This is a genomic window from Rhodopirellula halodulae, from assembly GCF_020966775.1.
In the GTDB taxonomy this organism is placed as follows: domain Bacteria; phylum Planctomycetota; class Planctomycetia; order Pirellulales; family Pirellulaceae; genus Rhodopirellula; species Rhodopirellula halodulae.
Window position 1 is genome coordinate 764,948 of record NZ_JAJKFV010000029.1, and the last position, 19,686, is coordinate 784,633.

Below are 19,686 nucleotides of genomic sequence, written 5' to 3' on the forward strand. Positions count from 1 at the left end.
GTTTGGTGGTTTAGGCTGTAGCCTCAGCTGTGTGTCTCAGCGTTTGCTGTCTTTTTTGGTGGCGACCGAAGTGGGGCTGTCTTCCGGCAGCAGTTCTTCTGTCATTTTGGCTCGGTATTCCATCATGCTTCCTGGGCCTTGGAAGCCCACGACGGACTCATCCCAATTCAGCTCTTTGCTGAGCAGGTAACCATTGTCGACATCGAAACGCAGTGTGCCGTTGCTCAGTTGCTGGATGACTTGTGCGCGAAGTGATTCTTCTTCGATGGGCGTCAACGTTTCACTTTTGACGCTCAAGGTCGCAACGCCCGCTTTGACTTTCTTCAGCGTGTAGAGCTGGCGAATCTTAATTTGTTTGACGAATCCGTCTTCGGTTCGAGCTTGGATTTCGGACGGAACGGCCCATGATTCGCCGATTTTGATGGGCTTGTCGGGCAGTGCGAGCGCCAGCGATCCCATTCCCAACGACGACTTGGTTCCCGCATGATCTTCGCGTCGAACCTCTTGCCCTTGCGAGTTGATGGTGACGGTGGCCAAAGGCGTGCCGATTTGTGATGCAACGACGCTGAAGATTTTGGGTGGGTCTTCACCGGAGGTGCTATCCCAGCGGACTTCTTCGGCTTCACCGCTTTGCTGGGTCATCGCGACGGATTCGATCGAGTGATCGAAGGTCATTTCCTTTTCCGAGGCGTCGGCAACTTGCCAAGCTCGATTGCTGGTGGTGTGCACGTTGGCGATTTCTTCCGACCCATTAATACGCGTTTTTGTTTTCGCGATGTGCGTCACCTTGTAGCGAAGCGTCTGTTGGGGCTGCAGAGAATGCTTCAGCGTATAGGTTTGGTTGTTCTCGTTGCCCGAGGTTTCCAGAACGGAACGCTCTTCCGACCAGACGGCGCTGGGTGACGAAACGATGCCGGCTGATCCCAAGCATGTCAGGCCAATCAGTGCGAGACGACGGGACTTGGTGGGGATTCGAAACGACATGAGTGCAGGCTCCGTCCTGAAATCGGGTGAGGCAAATGGTTCGCGTGAGTCGCCGATATCAAAATCGGCAAAACAACGCCAGTGGAATCTTTCGCCACGGGATCATCACGCTGATGATCCGGAATGAAGAATTGGTGAAGCGTTGAAGTGGGTTTTGGTGAAGCTTGTTGGGCAGTGGCGCTTTTGCCGTTGAAGGTCTCGCGGTGGATGCGAAAAGTTGCGGTCGTGCGAGGAGTCTTTCCGCTCCCCCCGAATCCCCGAATGGTTTTCCGTTATGTCCACCCACTCAACTCAAGCCGTTTTCAACGCACCTTACAGCTCAAAGCAGCGATTCAGAACCGCATTCACGTTGATCGAAATGTTGGTGGTGATTTCGATCATTGGTGTGCTCGCGGCATTGCTGCTTCCCGCCGTTTCCAAGGCTCGCGAGGCGGCGCGGGCAGCCCAATGCCAAAACAATCTGAAGCAATTCGGCGTTGGTCTCACCGGACGCACGGTCAATTCACCCAATGGCGAGTTCTGCTCCGGGGCCTTTGATTTTCGTCGCGATGGGGTGCCAACGGAGGTTGGATGGGTCGCTGACTTGGTTCGACGAGGGATCTTAGTGAGCGAAATGCGTTGCCCGAGCACGTCCGCTCAAGCCAGCAGTGCGATTGAACATTTGCTCAGCGACAACGAGGCGGACTGGGCAGCCAATACTTGCGTGGATCAGATGGGAGCCGAGGAATACACCAATGAAATGGGCACGGTCATCAAGAATGTGGCTCGGTTGATCGAGGCATCACCAGCGGATCGCGTCGAGTTCATTGAACGCAAGATGCTGGAGGACGGTTACAACACCAACTACGCGGCCACTTGGTTTTTGGTCCGCAGCGAAGTGATTTTGGATGAGGAAGGCAACCCGCAACCGAAAGACAGTTCTTGTTCCACCGACCTGAAGTCGCTGAACGTCACTCGCGGACCACTCACCACTCGTTTGCTCGATACGGCGAAGGCTCCCAGCAGCACCGTGCCACTCCTGTGCGACGCGTCGCCCATTGGGCAGTTGTCAGCGAATGTTGGCGACTTGCCGTCGGGGACTCCGTTTGTCACACCAATCGTTGGCAAGCCGGTTCTGTACAAAAACACGGTTCCTGCGCATGTGACCAACGGCTATCTCGAAGAACCGGCGTTGGCATCAGGGACTGACCGAGAGGGCGTGGATGGCTGGCTTCGCGTGTGGAACTACGACACGCGTCAGGATTACCGCGGAATGTCAACACATCACAGTGGCGTCTGCCACGTGCTGATGGCCGACGGTAGCGTCCGTGGACTCTACGACGAGAACGGCGATGGCTTCATCAACAACGGCTTCCCAAAAGACCCCTCGTTCTGGACCAGCGACGAAGTCGAAGCCGGCGATCTCGAACTCGCCAGCTACTACTCGCTCAACAGCAAAGGCGAAGAGCTGTGAAAGAGCTTCTGTCAAACCGGAATCGGTTTGTGAAGTCGTAAACGCTGCTGGTGCCGCGAAACGATTGCTTTGGCACCATGCGTTCCGTTTGCCGAGAGTGATTGCTCGGTTTCAGTGCAAGCGATTGGTTAATCGATATTTCGCGTTTTGTGAAGAATGCACGCAGCGGTTCTAAATCGCTGCTGGTTGCAATGAAGAGCATGGAATCGTGTTTTGCCAAGGTCAGTTGATTTCCCCACAACAGGGAACAAGGGGCAATGCGAAGTTCATGCGTAGGGTTTGTGAAAGGTTGATGAATGCAAGTTGTGAAGCCTTTTGGCGGTCACAACTTCTTGTAGAACACCCACCAAAGAATTTGAAAAAACGACAGCGCGGGCGGATCCATGAAGGTTCACAACGACCGTTTGCGACCACTGGATGAACCGAAGGGGGGAATTGTTCAGCGTCCATGAAAGCGACGCTTCAAACGAAGAAGAATCGTGAGGTGCGTCCTCACGCTGAAAGCTTGAGTCGTTGCTGCGGCAATGATTGGGCTTTGAAAGAAGGAGTCGGTGACGCTCGACGGGCTCACGTTTGCTGGAACAAATGCGGGCCGAATGAAGCCGAACGCCACCAAACTCGTTACACCAAATCTTAACACAAGAACGAATTCCAAATCGGTTTCGTTCGCTAAAATCAGGAAAGATAATGAAGTCGAACTTTCGTAAATCAGGTTTCACCCTGATCGAATTGTTGGTCGTGATTGCGATCATCGCATTGTTGGCAGCTTTGTTGTTGCCCGCGATCACCAAGGCTCGTGAGGCCGCTCGTGCCGCACAATGCCAAGCCAACCTGAAGAACATCGGGATTGGTTTGTTCAAGTACAGCAACCGTGCTCCATCGGGAGCTTATTGCAGCGGAGCATCGGACTTCCGTCGCGATGGTTGCATGGATGAGTACGGTTGGGTTGCTGACCTCGTCAACGTTGGCGACGGCAACATGAACGAGTCGTTGGATCCATCGAACCCACTCAAGGGTTCGGAAAAATTGAATGACCTTTACGGGTCGGACACCACCGATAACAAAGACGCCGCTCCTTTGGCACGCTTGAGCGCAGGTATGTGCGGCAAAGCCGATTGGCAAGGCACTCCGGGTGGTGGTTCTTCCGGGGAATTTGCCGGAACCGATCCTTTGACCGACCCTCGTGCCGAGCTGATCGCTCGCTACTTCCTCACCAACGGTTACAACACCAACTACGCCGCATCGTGGCACTTGGTCCGCGGCATGGTGAAGACCGAAGCTGATCCATCCAGCGGCGAGTTGACCACTTGGTCGGGCGGCGGATTCAAAGGTCTCGGCGGATCGACCGGTCCTCTGAGCGTTGCCGACCTGGAGCGAAGCCGCATCAGCAGCAGCAACGTTGGCTTCATCGGTTGTGCAGCTCCTGGTGACGTTGACGAAGCCATTCTTCAAGCCACTTTGGGTTTTGATGGCAATGGCGTTTGGGGAACCGCACTGAACCAAACCGAAGCTGTCGAATACATCGCCAGCGGTTCGCTCTTGACCGAAGCCTTCAACGACGGACCTGCTTTTTGGAACGCCACCGACGGAAACTTGGACTTGATTGGCAGTAATCAAACCCTGCTCGCGCAAATCGGCTGCGAGCGTGGTGAGCCCACCACAGCGGGTTGTGCTGCACCAACCGGCCCTGGCGGCAACGGGATTTACCTACAAGACACTCGTGACTGGTACGCCGTTCACGCTGGTAGCTGCAACATTCTGATGGGTGACGGGCACGTCGAAGTCTTCGCCGATAGCAACGCCGACGGTTTCTTGAACCCAGGTTTCCCTGTTACCGGTTTGACCGAAGCTGACATCGCAGGTGTTGGTTATGCCGACGATGCCTTGGAAATGCCTCGTGACAAATTCTTCGCTGGTATTTTCATCAACGATGGCTACTTCAAGGGCAACTTTGAGTGATTGAACCCAGGTGAAAACCTTGGTTGACTGAAACGAAAGCCACGGCATCTCTCGAGATGCCGTGGCGATTTCCGTCTCTGCGGTTTGAAAATTGTGTTGTTGTCTCGCAAGCTGCGGATCGTTGTTCTTCTCGACATGAATGAATGCAGAATAACGATCCATGGGGTGCTTCTCCCGGTCGTGTGCGGCCTCGGATAGGAATTTGATTGAGTATGAGTGTGACTGCAAAGTTTCTCTTGGCTGGCGTATTGCTGGCTTCGGTTTTTGGAGCGATGTCGACCGGACTGGCCACCATTGTTTCCTATGCTCCCTTCGGAGTCGCACCGTCTCAGCGAGCGGACTATGAAGAGCAAGTCGCACTGATCAAACGTCGGGAATCCCTTCGCCGCAATTCGAAGGAAATGGGGCTGCCTCAAGCTGTGGTGCCGGCCTTGAGCTACGACTTTGGCTTGGTCGATCCGCATACAACCGCGACTCATTCCTTCGAGATTCGGAATCAAGGTGCCGGGCCGTTGACTCTTGACGTGGCGGAGACCACCTGCAAGTGCACGGTCGGGAACGCGGCAAGCAATGTGTTGCTACCTGGTGAGAGCACGACGATCGATCTCACCTGGAACACCGGGAAGAAAGCGGAAAACTACGAGCAAATCGCTCGAGTGGTCACCAATGACCCGACTCGGAAGGTCATCGACCTGTCAGTCACAGGCGTTGTGAAGTCGAAGCTGTTTGTTCCTGAAAACGGTCTTTTTCGTACCGTTGACGCTGGCGAGCAAGCAACCGCAACCTTGTTCCTGCACAGCCAACTGCATGATGAGTTCGCCGTGGTGGATGTGGAGTCTGATTTGCCTGGTTTGCAATGGGAGGCTAAGCAAGTTTCCGTGTCTTCGCAGCCATCGTTGAACGATCGATCACCGGCTTCGGTGACCGAATTGCAGTTGAACTGCTTGGCACAGCGAGCGGGGAAGTTTTCAGGCGAAGTGAAAGTACAGGTCTTGCTACCAGGCCAAGCCGAATTGAGCGAGCACGTCGTTCAATTGACTGGTCGTGTTCATGCACCCATTAGTTTTCACTCGCCAATGTTGCATTCCAAAGAGGGTTTGGATCTGGGGACGCTCGCCAATGATGCCGACCATGAGTTCCACTTGGTCGTTCGCAAACACTTCTCAGAAGATCGTGAGCTCGCGGTGCTGAATGTGGAGCCCAAAATCCTGGAGGTTTCCATCGAGCCGTCCCACCGAGAGTCGGACTATCGGCTGACCATTCGAATTCCACGCGGAGCCGAGTCAGAGATTTTTAACTTGGATCAAAAGCGAGGGTACATCCAAGTGGGCGATCCAAGCAACCAAGAGTTTTCGAATTGGTTCCCTGTCATCGGTGCGGTGGTTGCAAATGCAAACTGAGAATCAGTCGATCTTGAAGGTGAGCGGAATGCAACGAGTGATGTCCTGGCGTTCATGGTTGCTGTTTATGACAGCGATGCCGGTTGTGCTATGCATCGGTTGTGGTCCCAGCAAAGAAGAATTGATGATGCAGGCTGCTCGTCGTACGCGGCCCAAAAGCGCGGATGAGCGAGAGGAGCAACCGAAGTCTGCTGAAAAGCCTGAACAAAGGAGCGTTGCCGAATCCGCACCCGCTTCGCCCATCCCAAAGCGTGGCGATTCCCAGCGAGTGGAAGATCCTCCCAAAGCAGATTCGCCTTCCAGCGAGTCGACATCGGAGGTAGCAGTGGTCGCTTCCGTCGGTGCAATCAAGCCCATCGAAGAACGAAAGCCTGCCACACCATTGGATGAATCGCAGCGGAACCAGAAAGCCGTTGAGAACCTGAATCGGTTGGCCGAAGCATTTTTAGCTTTCAAGGAAGACAAAGGTTACTACCCACCATCCGCCCATGTGAAAGCCGGGATCAAAACCCTGTCTTGGCGAGTTCTGATTCTTCCTTACCTCGGTCACCAGGATCTATTCGAACGTTTTGATTTGAAGCTGCCTTGGAATCGTTCACCAAACAAAGAACTGTTGGCGTTCATCCCGGATGTATATGTCTCTCCAGAGCGGTTCGACGAGAAAACAAATTGGATGGTACCTGCCGATCGCAAATACATGTTTGGTGAGAATCGATATCCCAAAGACAGAAACATCGATGATGGCATCGATAACACACTGATGTTGGTGGAAGTCAACGATGAGCGTGCCGTCGAGTGGACTCGCCCGAATGATTTCAGCCCCGAGGACCCCAACCGCGTGAAGGAATGGGTTGGCGGACTTAGGTCAGGCGGCACACTGGCAGCGTGGGCAAATGGATGGCCAGCTTTCATTGCAAAGTCGGCTTCCGCGAAACAGTGGCAGAACGCTCTGACCCATGAATCGGGGGACGGCCAACGTGCGGGAGCAGTGCACAAAGAACCCGATGCACTGCTTGCATCCAGTTCAGCCTCGCCATCAGTTCAGCCCGATGTTGCGAAGGTTGCTGAGTCAGCTGAATCCAGTGCTAAAGTTGGAGCCTCGGTGTCAGCCGTCGAAGAAGTCACGATCGAAAACAGGCTGAAGCTTCCTCCGTCAATCGATATCGCGGCGGCGGAGGAAAAGGTCGAGCAGCTATTTCAGAAGCGGGTGCTTCAGGCCAAGCAGAATCAAACGCTTGCGCAGCTTAGCAAGGAGTTGTTGGATCAATCACTTTCGATGAGCGACGATGCTGCTGGCGCGTATGCCCTGCAAAGCCTCGCGATCGATTTGGCAATGGATAGCGAAGACTACACGCTTTTCCAAACGGTTCTGGATCAACACGCGTCGACTTTTGAGGTCGAGTTGTATCAGCTAAATCGAGATGCGTTGCTCGAGTTTGCGAGGCGTGTCGATTTGGAAAAGAAAGCTTCGGAGCAACTGGCATTCACACGAAGAGCCTTGCTTGCGATCCGCCATGGATTGAAATCGAACGACTTCGACGGCGTCACGAAGTTGGCCTCAGCGATTCCACCGATCAGTGAATCACGTCGTGGTTTTCGTCGAACTGGACCTGCGGGACAGGCCACGACGGCTTCGCCAGAAAAGCTGGTTCGCTTGCTTCAAAAACAGCTGCTCGCAGCGAACAAGCAATATCAGCAAGCAGCCGGGAAAGTGTCAGAGTTCCGAGACAACCCGTCGGATGCGACTCTCGCTTCTGCCTTCGGCCGTTTCTATTGCTTTTTGAAGGGTGATTGGGAAACGGGGTTGCCGCTGGTGGCGGCGGGCGCTAGTGAAAAACTGGCTCGGGTTGCGAAGAGAGACCTGTCCGGCGCATCGGATGCCGGCGACGCGATGATTTTAGGTGACCTGTGGTGGGAGTTGTCTGAAGGACTTCCGCCCGGGATCTACCGACAAGGAACCAGAGATCGTGCTGGCCATTGGTACGAACAAGCCTTGAATGAGATGCCGGAGTCCCTTGACCGGCTTCACGTTCAGGCACGAGTGAAGGAGTGGAATTCACAAGATCCGGGAAGTCCCCTGGCAACCATCAGAAGTCTGAATCGTCGCCTGGGTTTGAATGAGGCTGTCGGTCTTGAACAGGTTGTGGCAAAGAAACAAACACAAGCGAACGCACCAGGTGATGATTATGAAGACGGTTGATTGCAGCAATACAGGAGCATGCCGTTCGAAACTGAAGCAGATTGTTTGCTTACCATTGTTGTGCATTGCGTTTGCAAACACGGCTTCGGCAGCATTGGTCACTAGCATTGTGACCTTCGATGAATCTGACGGATTTTCTGTCTCAGATTCACCCACGACCAACCCCAGCGTGAACGGTGGCAATTTGTACGTCATCGACGGTATGCGGTTCTCAGTTACAGGCGGTGACTTTCTGTATCCGCGGAATGGAAGTGGGCTTTGGCCGACGCAGGCGAGCATGTCGACCTCGCTTGGTTCTGCAGCATCAAACAATATTACATTTTCTATGATGCTGGATAATCCTTATGCTGGGCAAACGTTCGATATGCATGAGATTACGCTTTATGGTTACGCTCAAGCTGCGTCGGCAGCCCCATCAACGGACGTTGAGTTCATCGGGACCAAGTTAAATGGTAATACAGTCAGTTTCAAAACCAATGAGTTTGATCCAGGGTCTCTAAGTCCATTTCTTTTTGACTTCGAAGACGATACGGTTAATCTCGAAGACGGCACGACTGTTGATTTCTCAGGCTTGGTTAGCTTGACTTGGAAACAGAGGAATACGAATCGCCAGTTTCAGTTTGACAATGTGACGTTCAGTACGGTCACTGCGGTTCCAGAGCCCGGTTCGTTGGCTGCGATGTTGTTGATTTCTTTGGTTGGTATGGGCACCCGGGCCCGATCAATCCGAAGCATGTTCAAGCGCCGATTGTTACCTTCGTAGATCAAAAACAGCGACTCGGTCTTCGTCTTTGAGAACGATCCCGTCTTCGATGATGGCCGGCGAGCAGTAGCAATCCGCTTGCATCAGCGGATCTTGAGTGAAAGAAAGGACTTTCGCTTCGTTGTGACTGCGTTGCAGCGAGGCGAGGTGCCCGCGTTCTCCGAGGAAGAACATCGCTTCACCGGCGATCAGCCCCTGTGCCCGGCGAAGCACACTGTGATACTTCCATTTCAATTCACCCGTGGCGAATTCGATGCAGCGCAGTTCGGCACCACCCTGCCCCGCGGATGTGAACCCAAAGACATGGCCATCGGATAACAGCAGATTGGTGTACTGGCTATCGAGCAGTCGCCGGTTCTTCCACTGGACTTCATAAGACCGGTCGGCATTGATTTTGACGCAAATGGCACCCGGCCCTGGTCCGGTGACCATCAAAACCAGATCGTTCCAAACCAATGGTGACACCGAGTTATAACTCATGGGAGCCTTGCTGCGGTGAGGGATCTCCCAATCGACGGTGCCGCTGCTGGGGTTGAGGCACACGAGTCCCTCGGCCGTCATCACGAAGCAGAACCCCTGATCAAATCGTTCCGCGACGATCGGTGTCGTGTATGCCGCTTTGTGTTCTGTGCAACTCCATCGAGTCGCTCCGTCGTCTGCCTGCAACGAGACCACTCCAGCCTCTTGTTTGGCCCCGCCCAATGAAAAAATCAGTTGGTCGTCGTCGAGGAGTGGTGTGGCACCGGGAGGGAAGAGTTCTGGTTCGACAGCATAGTCTTCACGCAAATCGCGTCGCCATTTGATGTGACCTGAATCGAGGTCCAACGAAAGGAGGGTTCCCGATCCGCTGAAGTGATAGACCGAGCGACGTTGCAGATCGATCACAGGTGTGCTGTACGGGCCATCGCTGTATTCGAAGTCACAAACTGCATCGGTTTCAAGTGGCGTTTTCCAGATGACCGAACCGTCGCGCCCGTCGTGGCATTGAACCCATTCCTTGTCATCGACTCGATGGGAGAAGATGACACGATTTTCGGCGGTCACCGGGGATCCGTAGCCCGTTCCCACCTCCACCTCCCATCGCAGTTCAGGGCCTTCGTCGGGCCAGATGGCCGGGACACTGACCTCCGTTGCCCCGGTACGATTCGGGCCGAACAAGGTCGGCCACTGAACCAGTTTTTGCTGGTAGGCGGGCGAGCCCTTTTGCATGAAATCGGCAACATCGATTCTGCTTGGTTTGTCAGCGCGAGTTGGTTCTTCGAGTGGCACGTCCAGCGTCGGTTCGATTGTTGGACTGCCACATCCGAAGCTTCCAAACCCGAGAAGAATGAGGCTAGCAAGAAGCTGCCGCTTGTGACGGCAAATGGTTGGTGTCTGAAAACTCAAAGCTTGCGACGTCCTGACTGGTTGGCGATACGAAGTGTGTTGTCCTGAAGGTCAATCGCCAATTCAATTCCCTCCGACGCGGTCAGCAGTGTGCCCACCAGTCCCACCATGGCGAAGAGGGCTGCGACGGCATGGAGGCTGAACTGGCCAAATGCATTGAGAAGTCCTTCTTCGGTGGACCATAGAATCCAAGCAAATCGAAACATCAGACCCGGAATGACGATCATCACGGTTGCATAGGCAAGCAGTCGGAAGATTCTTTGGGTCGCGCGAAGTGTTGGGTAGTCACGCTGGAGCGGATAGAGTCCCGCGGATTCGTTGTAAAGATTGCGAGCCTTCACGGTCGACTGTTGTTGCTCCAAACGATGAGAGGTCGCAGAATCGCTCGGACGAGACGTGACTGGTTTCAGGCTGACAGAATCAAAGTCGTTGTCCTGAAGAGGCATGGTGCTTGAAGAGATTGGAGCGGTGGTTGGAGCAAACGCGAATTTGTTTGCGTTGGGGGACCGACCGGTGATCGATTCCCTGGGAAAGAACGAAGATGCATGAGCTTCAGATTCTCATGGTCATCCCGAGAACCCGGCGTACTTCGGAGGGACTGGTGTAGCCGTGACGCACCAAGTCAGTGGCACGCTCCCAAAGCGAGGTCATTCCTCGCTCGACAGCCATTCGGTAAATCTGTCGGCTATCACGTGTGCTGAGAAGCTGGTCGACTGATGCCGATTCTTTGAGCGAAAGGAATTCGCTCGCAAGCAAGCGTCCTTGGTAACCGGTCTGGTGGCACGCCTGACATCCGACGGCAACCTTGCAGTGATCGATGGGAAGTCCGCAAAAAGCGTCTGGGTTTTCGGATGGAACTGCACACTCGCACAACGACCGTAAGAGTCGTTGGCTGACGATTCCTAGCAGTCCGCTGCGAAGTAGGTAAGGTTCGATTCCCATGTCCAGCAGCCGACTGATCGCGGTCGCCGCGCTGTCAGCATGAAACGTGGTGATCATCAACTGTCCCGTCAGGCAGGCTTGGATGGCAATCTCAGCAGTCAATCGATCTCGGATCTCGCCGATAACAATGACCTCTGGATCCTGCCGCAGCAATGAACGCAGTCCAGTGTGCAGGTCAAATCCGGCGGCGGCGTTGACCTGCGACTGCGCGACTCCGGGAATCGGGACCTCAATGGGATCTTCGATCGAAAGCAAGCTCCGGCTACCTCCGGATGCTTGAACCAAATGCCGTAGGCTCGCATAAAGCGTGGTGGATTTGCCGCTGCCTGCTGGCCCCGTCACAAGCACCGCGCCACTGGTTTCGGCCAGCGAATCGTGAAGGTGCCCCAGAACTTGTCCGGTGTGACCCAGGTCCTCCAGTTGTTGCAAGCGTGCACCTCGGCCGAAGAAGCGAAGCACTGCGCGTTCGCCGTAGAGTGTCGGGAACGTGCTGACACGAACTTCCGCAGCTTCACCGGGAACGGCGATGCGTCCTTCTTGCGGGATGTCATTCTGATAGGTGAGTAAGTTGGACAGCACCTTCAGTCGCGTCACGATCGAAACCTTGATTCCATCGACGATCGTTGCCAGTGGTCGCAGCACTCCATTGTCTCGAAAGCGGATGTCGATCCCTGCGGCCACAGGCTGCAGGTGCATGTCGCTGGTGCCGATCTCATCCGCGAAACTCAGAAGTTGCTCGACCACTTCGGTGGCGTAGGTGGTTGTTTCGGCGCGGAAACGACTCAAGCGTTCGGCGGTCGCCGTGACCTGTTCGTCCATCGATCGGACTTTCGAATCGGTGCCATTGGGGCTGGGGGAAAGCACTTTCTTAAGCGATTGAATCACGTGATTGGACTTGCGTTGAGGGTGGTCGATCGGGATCTGTTGGACGCGATGTGTCAGAAGCTCGATGGGCTTTGAATGACATCGGTGGCTCGTTCGCCCATTCCATCGACGTAGAGAGAAAACACGCGAAAAATGATGAGGATTAGGATCGCGGCGATTGCGACCCAGATGGCCGCGGATGCTGCGTAGGTCAGCTTGGCCATGGAGCTTTTGACCTGGGACTTCAAGTGGCGGAAGTGCTTGTCCAAGGTTTCCGCGAGCTTGCCACTGGCCTCCCCAAGCTCGACGACCTCAATCGTTTCTTCTTGGAAAAGATGGCTGTCCGCGAGCGTCGAATGAAGATCGTGCCCCTGAAGAATGGCTTGTTTCGATTGGCTTGCTTTGGATTGAAACTGTCGAGTCCCCGCACTTCGGAAAGCGAGATCGACCGCCGAAGCCGCGTCCACTCCGGCCTCGATTGTCAGTGCCAATGTTTGAACAAACCTTGCTTCTGCAAAGATCCGAAGGTTTTGTCCAATCCAAGGGAGATGACTGCCCCAGTCCGACAGGAATCCGAAGAAGCCGTTCTTTGTCAGAACATAAAACGCGGCGGTGATCCCCAATCCGGCCAGAACGAGGCCGACATAAATCAGCACCCCTCGCTCGCCGGTCAATCCGATCCCGAGCAAATCAGTGCGGCTGGTTTCGGCGTCTGGAAGAAGAACTGCCGGCAGGTAGATCAGCAAGCCAACGACAACGATTGCCAAGATCAGTTGGATGATTGGCCACAAAATTGAGTTGAAGAAGATGCTGCGAAAGTCAGCGAGTTGTTGGTAGTACTCCGCCAATCGCTCGAGAACGCGGTCGAGCTTGCCCGAGCGTTCACCTCCTTCCAGCATTTCGGCGAAGTGTGGCGGAAAGTAGTTTCCTTGTGACTTCACCGCATCAGAAAGTGCCGCACCTTCGCGTACTTGGTCCGCGACAGATCGCATTTTGCGGCCGTAGAGTGTGCTCGCATGTTTGGCTTCTCGTTCGAAGACTCGGTGGGGGTCGAGGCCGACTTCGAAAGCCACACCGACGCGCTCGCACAGGGTGCTGAGCGATTGGTTTTCGATGCGATTGGAGAACACTCGGTTGCTTCCTGAGGTGAATGAGAGAGGTTGAGACGAGCCGCCTCAGGATAGCGTTTGGATGATTTTCTCCGATCAATCCGGTGTGAGCGTGCGGTGAAGAATGCGTGAAGCCATCGTTGTCTCACGAGTGGTTTGAGTTTCGATGTTACGACGCATTCACTGTTGTTTCAGAGTGAGCTTTCCGTTGCGAATTTTCTTTGCTCGCGAACGAATGTCGGACCACTCAGAGGAATCTTTGCGGTCCAGGTTTTTGAGCTGCAACGTCATTCGCGAATTGTTTTGGAATTGTTGCTGGTGGCGATCCAGAAAGTCCCAATACAGCGTTGTGAACGGGCAGGCATCTTCGCCGGTCGCTTTCGCGGGATCATAGCGACAACCCTTGCAGTGGTTGCTCATTCGCTGGATGTATTTGCCAGTTGCGCAGTAGGGCTTTGTCGCCATCACGCCTCCGTCCCCGTACTGACTCATGCCCAACGCGTTTGGCAGGCTGACCCAGTCGATCGCATCGGCGTACATCGCCATGTGCCAGTGGTGAAAACGAAGTGGATGCGTTCCGTAGAGTTGTGCAAACAGTCCCAGCACCATCAAACGTTGAATGTGATGAGCGTATGCGGTGTCGATCAGTAAACGCATTGCATCGGCAACACAAGCCATGTCGGTGTTCCCGTCCCAGAAGAACGGTGGTACGTCTTGGTCCGGATCGCAGTGCAGCGAGTTGCGTTCCTCGTAATGTGGCATGCGGTTCCAGTAGATGCCCCGCACGTATTCTCGCCAGCCGAGGATCTGCCGGATGAATCCTTCGACGCAGTTCAGCGGCGCCTCTCCTTCGCGATAAGCTTGCTCTGCCGCGTCGACGACTTCTTTGGGCGATAGCAGGTGGAGGTTGATGGCGTGTGACAGCCGAGAGTGATAGAGAAATGTCTCGTCGTTCCACATGGCATCTTGGAAGGTTCCAAACTTCGGTAGTCGGTTCTTGATGAAGTCTTTCAAGTACTTCAACGCGTCCTTCCGGCAGACAGGCAAATCGAATTGTTCCACGGAACCCGGATGGTCCTCGAAGCGATCTTGGACCATGTCAATGACATCACGCGTGATCGAGTCCGGTTCAAACGAAGGCACCGGAGGAATTTCGGGCGGGCCTGATTTGCCAAAGGTTTCGCGGTTCTCTTTGTCGAAGTTCCATTGACCGCCCTCCGGTTCCTTTCTGTCGTCGAGCAAGATGCCATGCCGTTGTCGCATCTTTCGGTAGAACGTTTCCATCACCATCGACTTGCGTCCTGCGGCCCAGTCATCGAATTCATCAGGGGTGCAGTAGAAGTGGTGGTCGTTTCGAAACTCAATCGGCACGCCTTCTTGTTCCGAGGTCGCCCGCAATTGTTCACGGACTCGGTAGTCACCCGGTGAAACAACGAGCAACTTTTCTACATCGTGTTCATCGAGTGTTTTTCGAAGGACGCTCGCAAAGGAGCTTTCACGAGCCTTTCGACGGTCGCCGGTCAACTCGTGATAGAGAACCGTCTTGCCCGATTCTCGCAGTTCGTCGCGGAAGTGACGCATGGGACTGAAGAAGCCAACCAATCGGGTTTTGTGACACCAAACGTGGGTGGCTTCCTCGTCGTTTTCCGCCATCCACACGCGGTCCGTGTCCGGATCGAAATCAGAAAAAACGTCGGAATCGTGGTTGAGTTGGTCGCCCAGAACGAGCACCAAGTGACGAATTTTTGACATGACGGGTCCAGCAATCGACGGTCTCGAATTATCCTCTCGCGTACCACGGTAGCGCCGCCGCAACCCTGCCCTGCTCTACCCTGCCCCGATTCACGCATTTTTCGCACAGAGCAAAGCAAACCGCATGGAAATCTGGCCCGCCATCGATCTACGCCACGGAAAACCAGTCCGTCTTCGCCAGGGGGATTACGACCAGCAGACCACCTTTGGTGATGACCCCGTCGAATTTGCGGAACGATGGCAAGAAAGTGGGGCCAAACGTTTGCACTTGGTGGATTTGGATGCGGCTCGTGGCGACAGTCCCGACGCGAATCGAACGGCGGTGCAGCGAATCATTGAAGCAACCGGTTTGCCGTGTCAGATGGGCGGCGGGGTGCGGGATGAAACCACGATCGAGTCACTGTTGCAGGTTGGTGTGACTCGATTGGTAGTCGGGTCACGAGCGCTCAAGGATCCCGATTGGTTCGTCGAAATGTGTGATCGCTATCCAGGCAAGTTGGTTGCGGGAATCGATGCTCGGGATGGCAAAGTGGCAACGCAGGGTTGGTTGGAAACCAGTGATGTTTCCGCGATTGATTTCGCGAAGGAGTTGCGTTCACGCACGGAGAACATCGCCGCGATCGTTTACACCGATATCGCCAAGGACGGAATGATGCAGGGGCCCAACTTTGAAGGGCTCGCCGAGATGGCCGCCGCGAGTGACATCCCTTTGGTGGCCAGCGGCGGCGTCACGACCTATGACGATATCAAGCAGTTGGTCGAAATGAAGATGCCAGCCGCGATCGTCGGTCGTTCGTTGTACGACGGAGTCATGGAACTGGGCGAAGTCGTGAAGCTCGCCGGTGATGTCTGACTGCCATTAGTGCCCGATTGCCAGTGACGCCTGATCGCTGAATGTGAATGGCAGCACTCCGGTGGTTCCGGAGTGCTGAGTCTGAATCTGCGTCCGATGCCTCACGCTCGACGACCGGGCAACATGACTATTACCGAGATGGCTACCAAGTCAGACGTTCATCGTCGTCCGTCAGCTTTCCCGGGCCGCGGACTTCGTTTCCGGAAACCTTTTGCAGTTTGTCGCCGAGTTGTTGCCGATAGACTTCGGCAGCGGCTTTCAGTTGTTGAACAACATCGGGATGCTGGTCGATCACATTGGTGCTTTCTGAAACGTCGGCGTCCAAGTCATACAGTTCCAGTTGCGATTGCGTCATGGCATACCCGTTGGGCATCCCGTCTCGACCGGCCTCGCGATCACCCAGCGTTCGATAGGCATGCGGGAAAACCAATTTGAACCGTTCGTTTCGGATGGTTTGCAATTGCCCGCCACCGTAGTAGCCAACATAGGTTTCATGCGGTGATCGAGCGTCGGGAACATCGAGCATCAGATCCAGGATCGAATGGCCATCGATCTTTGCTTTCGGTGGCTCTCCGCCGGTGAGTTCAATCAGGGTCGGAAGGATATCGATCGTGGAGCAGAACTGGTCGCACGTCGTGTTGGCGGGGATCTTTCCTGGCCACCACATCACGGTGGGTTCTCGCACGCCGCCTTCCCATTGCGTTCCTTTGCCTTCACGAAGTGGGCCCGCACTACCAGCATGATTGCCGTAGGAGAGCCACGGTCCGTTGTCACTTGTGAAGATCACGAGCGTGTTGTCTTGTTGTCCGGCTATTTTGATCGCAGTAAGGATCTGGCCCACTGACCAGTCAACTTCCATGACGACATCGCCAAACAGCCCTGCCCCGCTCTTGCCACGAAAGCGATCGGAGACATAAAGCGGCACGTGCACCATTGGATGCGGCAGGTACAGCAAGAACGGTTTGTCGCTGCTTTCCTCGATGAAGTTGACACTGCGACGAGTCAGCTCCACCGTCATCTGTTCTTGGTCGAATGGTTGAACGTTGTCATTGACGATCCGAGGAGCTAGTCCGGCGGTGGCTTCGATGATCGGCAGCGGCGGCCAGTTGCCAGGATCATTCGGGTTCTTCTTTTGACGCCGGATCGTGTCCGGGTGCAACGGCCACATGTCGTTGCTGTAGGGAATGCCGTAGAACTGATCGAATCCTTGGTTGGTCGGCAGGAACTTTGGGTGGTGGCCCAGGTGCCATTTCCCAAAGCAAGCCGTTCGGTATCCGGCGGATTGGCAGACTTCCGCGAAGGTGGTTTCGGAGGGTGCCAAGCCGATGTTGCTTTTGGGACCGAGTGCTCCCGACAGCCCGAGTCGACGATGGTAGCAACCGGTCAGCAACGCCGATCGCGAGGCTGAACAGACCGCAGACGAAACGCTGAAGTCGGTGAACCGGCGGCCTTCGCTCGCCAGTCGGTCCAGGTTGGGCGTGGGATAGTCCTTCGCACCAAACGGACCGATGTCCGCGTAGGCCATGTCGTCCATGAAGATGACGACCACGTTGGGACGTGATCCAGCAACTTCGCTGGGTTGTTTGGCCTGGGTTGGGAGTGAAAGGAACAGAAACAGGAGGGCAGGAAGGCAGGAAGCCGGAAGGTGGGGATTTCGCATGGAAGATCAATCAGGGAGGGAGGTTCTTTGGGCCGCGCTGGCCCACCCTGTTTTACCATGAACAAAACCTCGGATGATCAATGGGCCTGATTCTCCCAGCGGCAGCGTGAGCGTTTGCAGCACTCTTTGGCCGGCGGAGACTTCGAGTTTCTGCTCGGTGATGGTTGTGCCATGCGCATCGTGGTCGGGTGTCGCGCCGGAGGGAGCCTCGGTAATCGCGGTCAATGGCCGATCCACCGCGACAATCAACGTGCCCGCGATGGGGCTGGTCACGGCAATGCTGATGGTGCGTGTTTTTTTAGACGGTGTTTGTCGATCGGGAGTCGGAGCTTCTTGGCTCGCTGTCTGTTGGGAGTTGGATGAGTCGACTTGCAATTCCAACGGCTGAGGCGGGTGCAAACGCAGCGTTGGGTCACCGAGTAGTTGATAGAGTGCGGCGTGCTCCAAGCGTTCTTGTTTCAAGTCGTTGCCATCGGGGGATAGCATCGAGGCCAACGAGTCGACCATGATTCGCATGCTGGATCGCTGGGCGGCTTGTTGGCTTTGCATCGTTTGCGCGGCGTGCAGCATGGCATCGCCGATTCGAGAGCAACCGGTGTTCTGGTCGCCACCGGCGTAAACCGATTGCAACAACCCCAGCCCCATGCATGCGTTTCCGTACGGCATCGAAAGACGAGACGATGCGATCACGGCGATGGGGCCACCGTTCGCCAAAAGCATTCGTTCGGCGAGGCAATCGCCCGGTGCGTCGTAAGCTCCTGCAAAGCAAGCCAACAACACCGCGATCGAAGCTCCGCTGGGTGACCGTTGAAGCAACGATGCGTTTTGATTGTCCAGGAATGCTTCCACCGACCATTGGGCTCGATCGGTGGGCGAGCCATCAGCGTCGGTCGTCTTCAGCAGTTCCAGTCGGTCGATCTGGCCGTGCCCCGCATAGACCCAAAAGCGTGCTCCGCTGCGATAACGCTGCATCACCGCATCGGTGAACGAGCCTCCGGATGGATAGAACGGATGGTTGGGGCTGGCGTAGGCGATTTGTGGTTTGGCATCCGCGGGGAGCACCGTGGTGATCACGCCTCGAGTGATGGATTCAATCGCGGTGTCCACCATCGCTCCGAACCCGCCGACTCCACCGGTCAACTGAAACGAGCGTCGCCACAAACCAAAATCGTTCGAGGTTTCGTACGCCTCGATTCGCGTGACCAAATTGATGAGTTGCTCAGACGTTCGAACTGGCAAACGTCCCACCGCTGCGTCATTGATTTTGTCGTTGTCGCGGTCACCGTAAGGCAAGTCGGACGGGAGCGTGGTGGTGGAACCGTAGCGTGAGGTCACCGGTGCCGGCAGCATCCACGTTGGGATCTCGTGTGGTTGATCGCGACGCGTGTCGAAGTCGGGTGTGTCGCCCACCAGAAAGATGTATCGGGTGTCTGCTTCACCCGCGTTCCAAATGGCCTGATGGGTTTCGGTGGGACTGTTGGCCGGGCGGGCAATCGCGATGCTCAGTCCTTCCGCGGAACGCATGGTGATCCACGGTTGCAGAGCGGGTTCCCAATCGGGATTCACTACCACCACAACGTCCGCAGCCGATACCGAGGCCGTATGCAACGGACTGCACAGGACGCCGGCGGAAAGAAAGAAAAGGCAGGAAATCGCGTGAAGACTCATGGCATTTCATCCGTTGAAATGGAGCGGACCGAGACCTCCATCATGCATCATCGAGCGATGCATCGGAAGCTGAATCTTCCAGTCCTACGCCCGCCAGTTCGCCTCGGTAGCGGCAGGATTCCAAAAATGACTCGAGCAGCACCTGTGCGGCGACCGCGTCGACCCGCTGTTTGGTCTTCTTTCGAGTGGTTTTGCTTTGGCGAATTTTCGCGTTGGCGGCGACGGTTGTGAAACGCTCGTCGAACAGACGAGTGGGCAGCCCGGTGGTTTCGTGCAGCCATTTTGCAAATTCGCGGCTCTGTTTGCTCTTGTCGCTTTCGCCCCCGTCGCAGTGGATCGGCAGCCCAACCACCCAGGCGGCGATCCGCTCGGAACGAGCTAGATCCGCGAAATACTGTGCGTCCTTGTCCGGTGTGCTGACAGGGCGGATCTCCAGCGGGCTTGCCAGGATCCAATCGGGATCACAAATCGCGATGCCAATTCGAACGGTCCCAAAATCCACGGCAGCCAGCCGTCCTTCTGTTGGGAATCCATCGTTGGGAGCGTCTTGGGTGGGCATGGGCAGAGTCAGCGACGGGTTGAGCAACGGGTGAGCGATCAAGAAACGAAAAAAGCTTCACCCGCCAAGTTTGACCTCGGCGAGTGAAGCTGTTGATTCTATCGCAATGCGACTGTTAAGCATTCCCGGGCATC

At 55.3% G+C, this 19,686-nt stretch carries 15 protein-coding genes; 6 read left to right on the forward strand and 9 right to left on the reverse strand.

Going from position 1 to position 19,686, the window contains the following annotated elements; translation table 11 throughout:
• Window positions 1-36: 36 nt before the first annotated feature.
• Window positions 37-984 carry a DUF6263 family protein gene (locus LOC70_RS15780; protein ID WP_230254970.1) on the reverse strand — a complete coding sequence of 316 codons (948 nt, stop codon included), beginning with the start codon at window positions 982-984 and terminating at the stop codon, window positions 37-39.
• 274 nt (window positions 985-1,258) lie between these two features.
• Here LOC70_RS15780 and LOC70_RS15785 point away from each other — a divergent pair, with 274 nt between their 5' ends.
• The 5 genes from LOC70_RS15785 to LOC70_RS15810 all read left to right on the forward strand — a co-directional run bounded on the left by LOC70_RS15785 (window position 1,259) and on the right by LOC70_RS15810 (window position 8,759).
• Complete coding sequence (locus LOC70_RS15785) at window positions 1,259-2,437, forward strand: DUF1559 family PulG-like putative transporter (protein WP_255716173.1); 1,179 nt, start codon at window positions 1,259-1,261, stop codon at window positions 2,435-2,437.
• A gap of 687 nt (window positions 2,438-3,124) precedes the next feature.
• Window positions 3,125-4,396, forward strand: a complete 1,272-nt coding sequence (locus tag LOC70_RS15795; protein ID WP_261368042.1) for a DUF1559 domain-containing protein — start codon at window positions 3,125-3,127, stop codon at window positions 4,394-4,396.
• Window positions 4,397-4,608: 212 nt separating this feature from the next.
• Window positions 4,609-5,796 (forward strand): DUF1573 domain-containing protein, encoded by a 1,188-nt coding sequence (locus LOC70_RS15800; RefSeq protein WP_230254971.1) that lies wholly within the window; start codon window positions 4,609-4,611, stop codon window positions 5,794-5,796.
• 40 nt (window positions 5,797-5,836) lie between these two features.
• Window positions 5,837-7,996, forward strand: coding sequence for a DUF1559 family PulG-like putative transporter (locus LOC70_RS15805; RefSeq protein ID WP_230254972.1), 2,160 nt, complete (start codon window positions 5,837-5,839; stop codon window positions 7,994-7,996).
• Window positions 7,977-8,759, forward strand: a complete 783-nt coding sequence (locus tag LOC70_RS15810) for a PEP-CTERM sorting domain-containing protein (RefSeq protein WP_230254973.1) — start codon at window positions 7,977-7,979, stop codon at window positions 8,757-8,759. Before LOC70_RS15805 ends, LOC70_RS15810 begins: the two co-directional genes overlap by 20 nt.
• On the opposite strand, the gene LOC70_RS15815 is transcribed toward LOC70_RS15810, so the two are convergent.
• The 5 genes from LOC70_RS15815 to LOC70_RS15835 form a co-directional block, all read right to left on the reverse strand.
• Window positions 8,748-9,968 (reverse strand): outer membrane protein assembly factor BamB family protein, encoded by a 1,221-nt coding sequence (locus LOC70_RS15815; protein WP_230254974.1) that lies wholly within the window; start codon window positions 9,966-9,968, stop codon window positions 8,748-8,750. The two genes, LOC70_RS15810 and LOC70_RS15815, sit on opposite strands and share 12 nt — an antisense overlap.
• A gap of 173 nt (window positions 9,969-10,141) precedes the next feature.
• Window positions 10,142-10,591: a hypothetical protein gene (locus tag LOC70_RS15820; RefSeq protein ID WP_230254975.1), complete on the reverse strand. Its 450-nt coding sequence runs from the start codon at window positions 10,589-10,591 to the stop codon at window positions 10,142-10,144.
• 106 nt (window positions 10,592-10,697) lie between these two features.
• Complete coding sequence (locus tag LOC70_RS15825) at window positions 10,698-11,972, reverse strand: GspE/PulE family protein (protein WP_230254976.1); 1,275 nt, start codon at window positions 11,970-11,972, stop codon at window positions 10,698-10,700.
• 53 nt (window positions 11,973-12,025) lie between these two features.
• Window positions 12,026-13,081, reverse strand: a complete 1,056-nt coding sequence (locus LOC70_RS15830) for a type II secretion system F family protein (RefSeq protein WP_230254977.1) — start codon at window positions 13,079-13,081, stop codon at window positions 12,026-12,028.
• A 159-nt stretch (window positions 13,082-13,240) separates the two neighbouring features.
• The gene (locus tag LOC70_RS15835; protein WP_230254978.1) at window positions 13,241-14,812 is read right to left on the reverse strand and encodes a cryptochrome/photolyase family protein; all 1,572 of its coding nucleotides are present in this window, start codon (window positions 14,810-14,812) and stop codon (window positions 13,241-13,243) included.
• 124 nt (window positions 14,813-14,936) lie between these two features.
• Between LOC70_RS15835 and hisA the strand changes: the two genes are divergently transcribed.
• The gene (hisA, locus tag LOC70_RS15840) at window positions 14,937-15,665 is read left to right on the forward strand and encodes a 1-(5-phosphoribosyl)-5-[(5-phosphoribosylamino)methylideneamino]imidazole-4-carboxamide isomerase (protein WP_230254979.1); all 729 of its coding nucleotides are present in this window, start codon (window positions 14,937-14,939) and stop codon (window positions 15,663-15,665) included.
• A gap of 142 nt (window positions 15,666-15,807) precedes the next feature.
• On the opposite strand, the gene LOC70_RS15845 is transcribed toward hisA, so the two are convergent.
• From LOC70_RS15845 to ruvX, 3 genes are read right to left on the reverse strand one after another with little or no spacing between them, the layout of a single operon-like run.
• Window positions 15,808-17,325 (reverse strand): sulfatase family protein, encoded by a 1,518-nt coding sequence (locus LOC70_RS15845; RefSeq protein ID WP_230254980.1) that lies wholly within the window; start codon window positions 17,323-17,325, stop codon window positions 15,808-15,810.
• 6 nt (window positions 17,326-17,331) lie between these two features.
• Window positions 17,332-18,993 carry a C25 family cysteine peptidase gene (locus LOC70_RS15850; RefSeq protein WP_230254981.1) on the reverse strand — a complete coding sequence of 554 codons (1,662 nt, stop codon included), beginning with the start codon at window positions 18,991-18,993 and terminating at the stop codon, window positions 17,332-17,334.
• Window positions 18,994-19,033: 40 nt separating this feature from the next.
• Window positions 19,034-19,552 carry a Holliday junction resolvase RuvX gene (ruvX, locus tag LOC70_RS15855; RefSeq protein ID WP_230254982.1) on the reverse strand — a complete coding sequence of 173 codons (519 nt, stop codon included), beginning with the start codon at window positions 19,550-19,552 and terminating at the stop codon, window positions 19,034-19,036.
• Between the last annotated feature and the right edge of the window lie 134 nt (window positions 19,553-19,686).

Bases quoted from the DNA above. Each gene is read 5' to 3' on its own strand.
- LOC70_RS15780 (WP_230254970.1), bottom strand. From the start codon at position 984: ATGTCGTTTCGAATCCCCACCAAGTCCCGTCGTCTCGCACTGATTGGC.
- LOC70_RS15785 (WP_255716173.1), top strand. From the start codon at position 1,259: ATGTCCACCCACTCAACTCAAGCCGTTTTCAACGCACCTTACAGCTCA.
- LOC70_RS15795 (WP_261368042.1), top strand. From the start codon at position 3,125: ATGAAGTCGAACTTTCGTAAATCAGGTTTCACCCTGATCGAATTGTTG.
- LOC70_RS15800 (WP_230254971.1), top strand. From the start codon at position 4,609: ATGAGTGTGACTGCAAAGTTTCTCTTGGCTGGCGTATTGCTGGCTTCG.
- LOC70_RS15805 (WP_230254972.1), top strand. From the start codon at position 5,837: ATGTCCTGGCGTTCATGGTTGCTGTTTATGACAGCGATGCCGGTTGTG.
- LOC70_RS15810 (WP_230254973.1), top strand. From the start codon at position 7,977: ATGATTATGAAGACGGTTGATTGCAGCAATACAGGAGCATGCCGTTCG.
- LOC70_RS15815 (WP_230254974.1), bottom strand. From the start codon at position 9,968: ATGCAAAAGGGCTCGCCCGCCTACCAGCAAAAACTGGTTCAGTGGCCG.
- LOC70_RS15820 (WP_230254975.1), bottom strand. From the start codon at position 10,591: ATGCCTCTTCAGGACAACGACTTTGATTCTGTCAGCCTGAAACCAGTC.
- LOC70_RS15835 (WP_230254978.1), bottom strand. From the start codon at position 14,812: ATGTCAAAAATTCGTCACTTGGTGCTCGTTCTGGGCGACCAACTCAAC.
- hisA (WP_230254979.1), top strand. From the start codon at position 14,937: ATGGAAATCTGGCCCGCCATCGATCTACGCCACGGAAAACCAGTCCGT.
- LOC70_RS15845 (WP_230254980.1), bottom strand. From the start codon at position 17,325: ATGCGAAATCCCCACCTTCCGGCTTCCTGCCTTCCTGCCCTCCTGTTT.
- LOC70_RS15850 (WP_230254981.1), bottom strand. From the start codon at position 18,993: ATGAGTCTTCACGCGATTTCCTGCCTTTTCTTTCTTTCCGCCGGCGTC.
- ruvX (WP_230254982.1), bottom strand. From the start codon at position 19,552: ATGCCCACCCAAGACGCTCCCAACGATGGATTCCCAACAGAAGGACGG.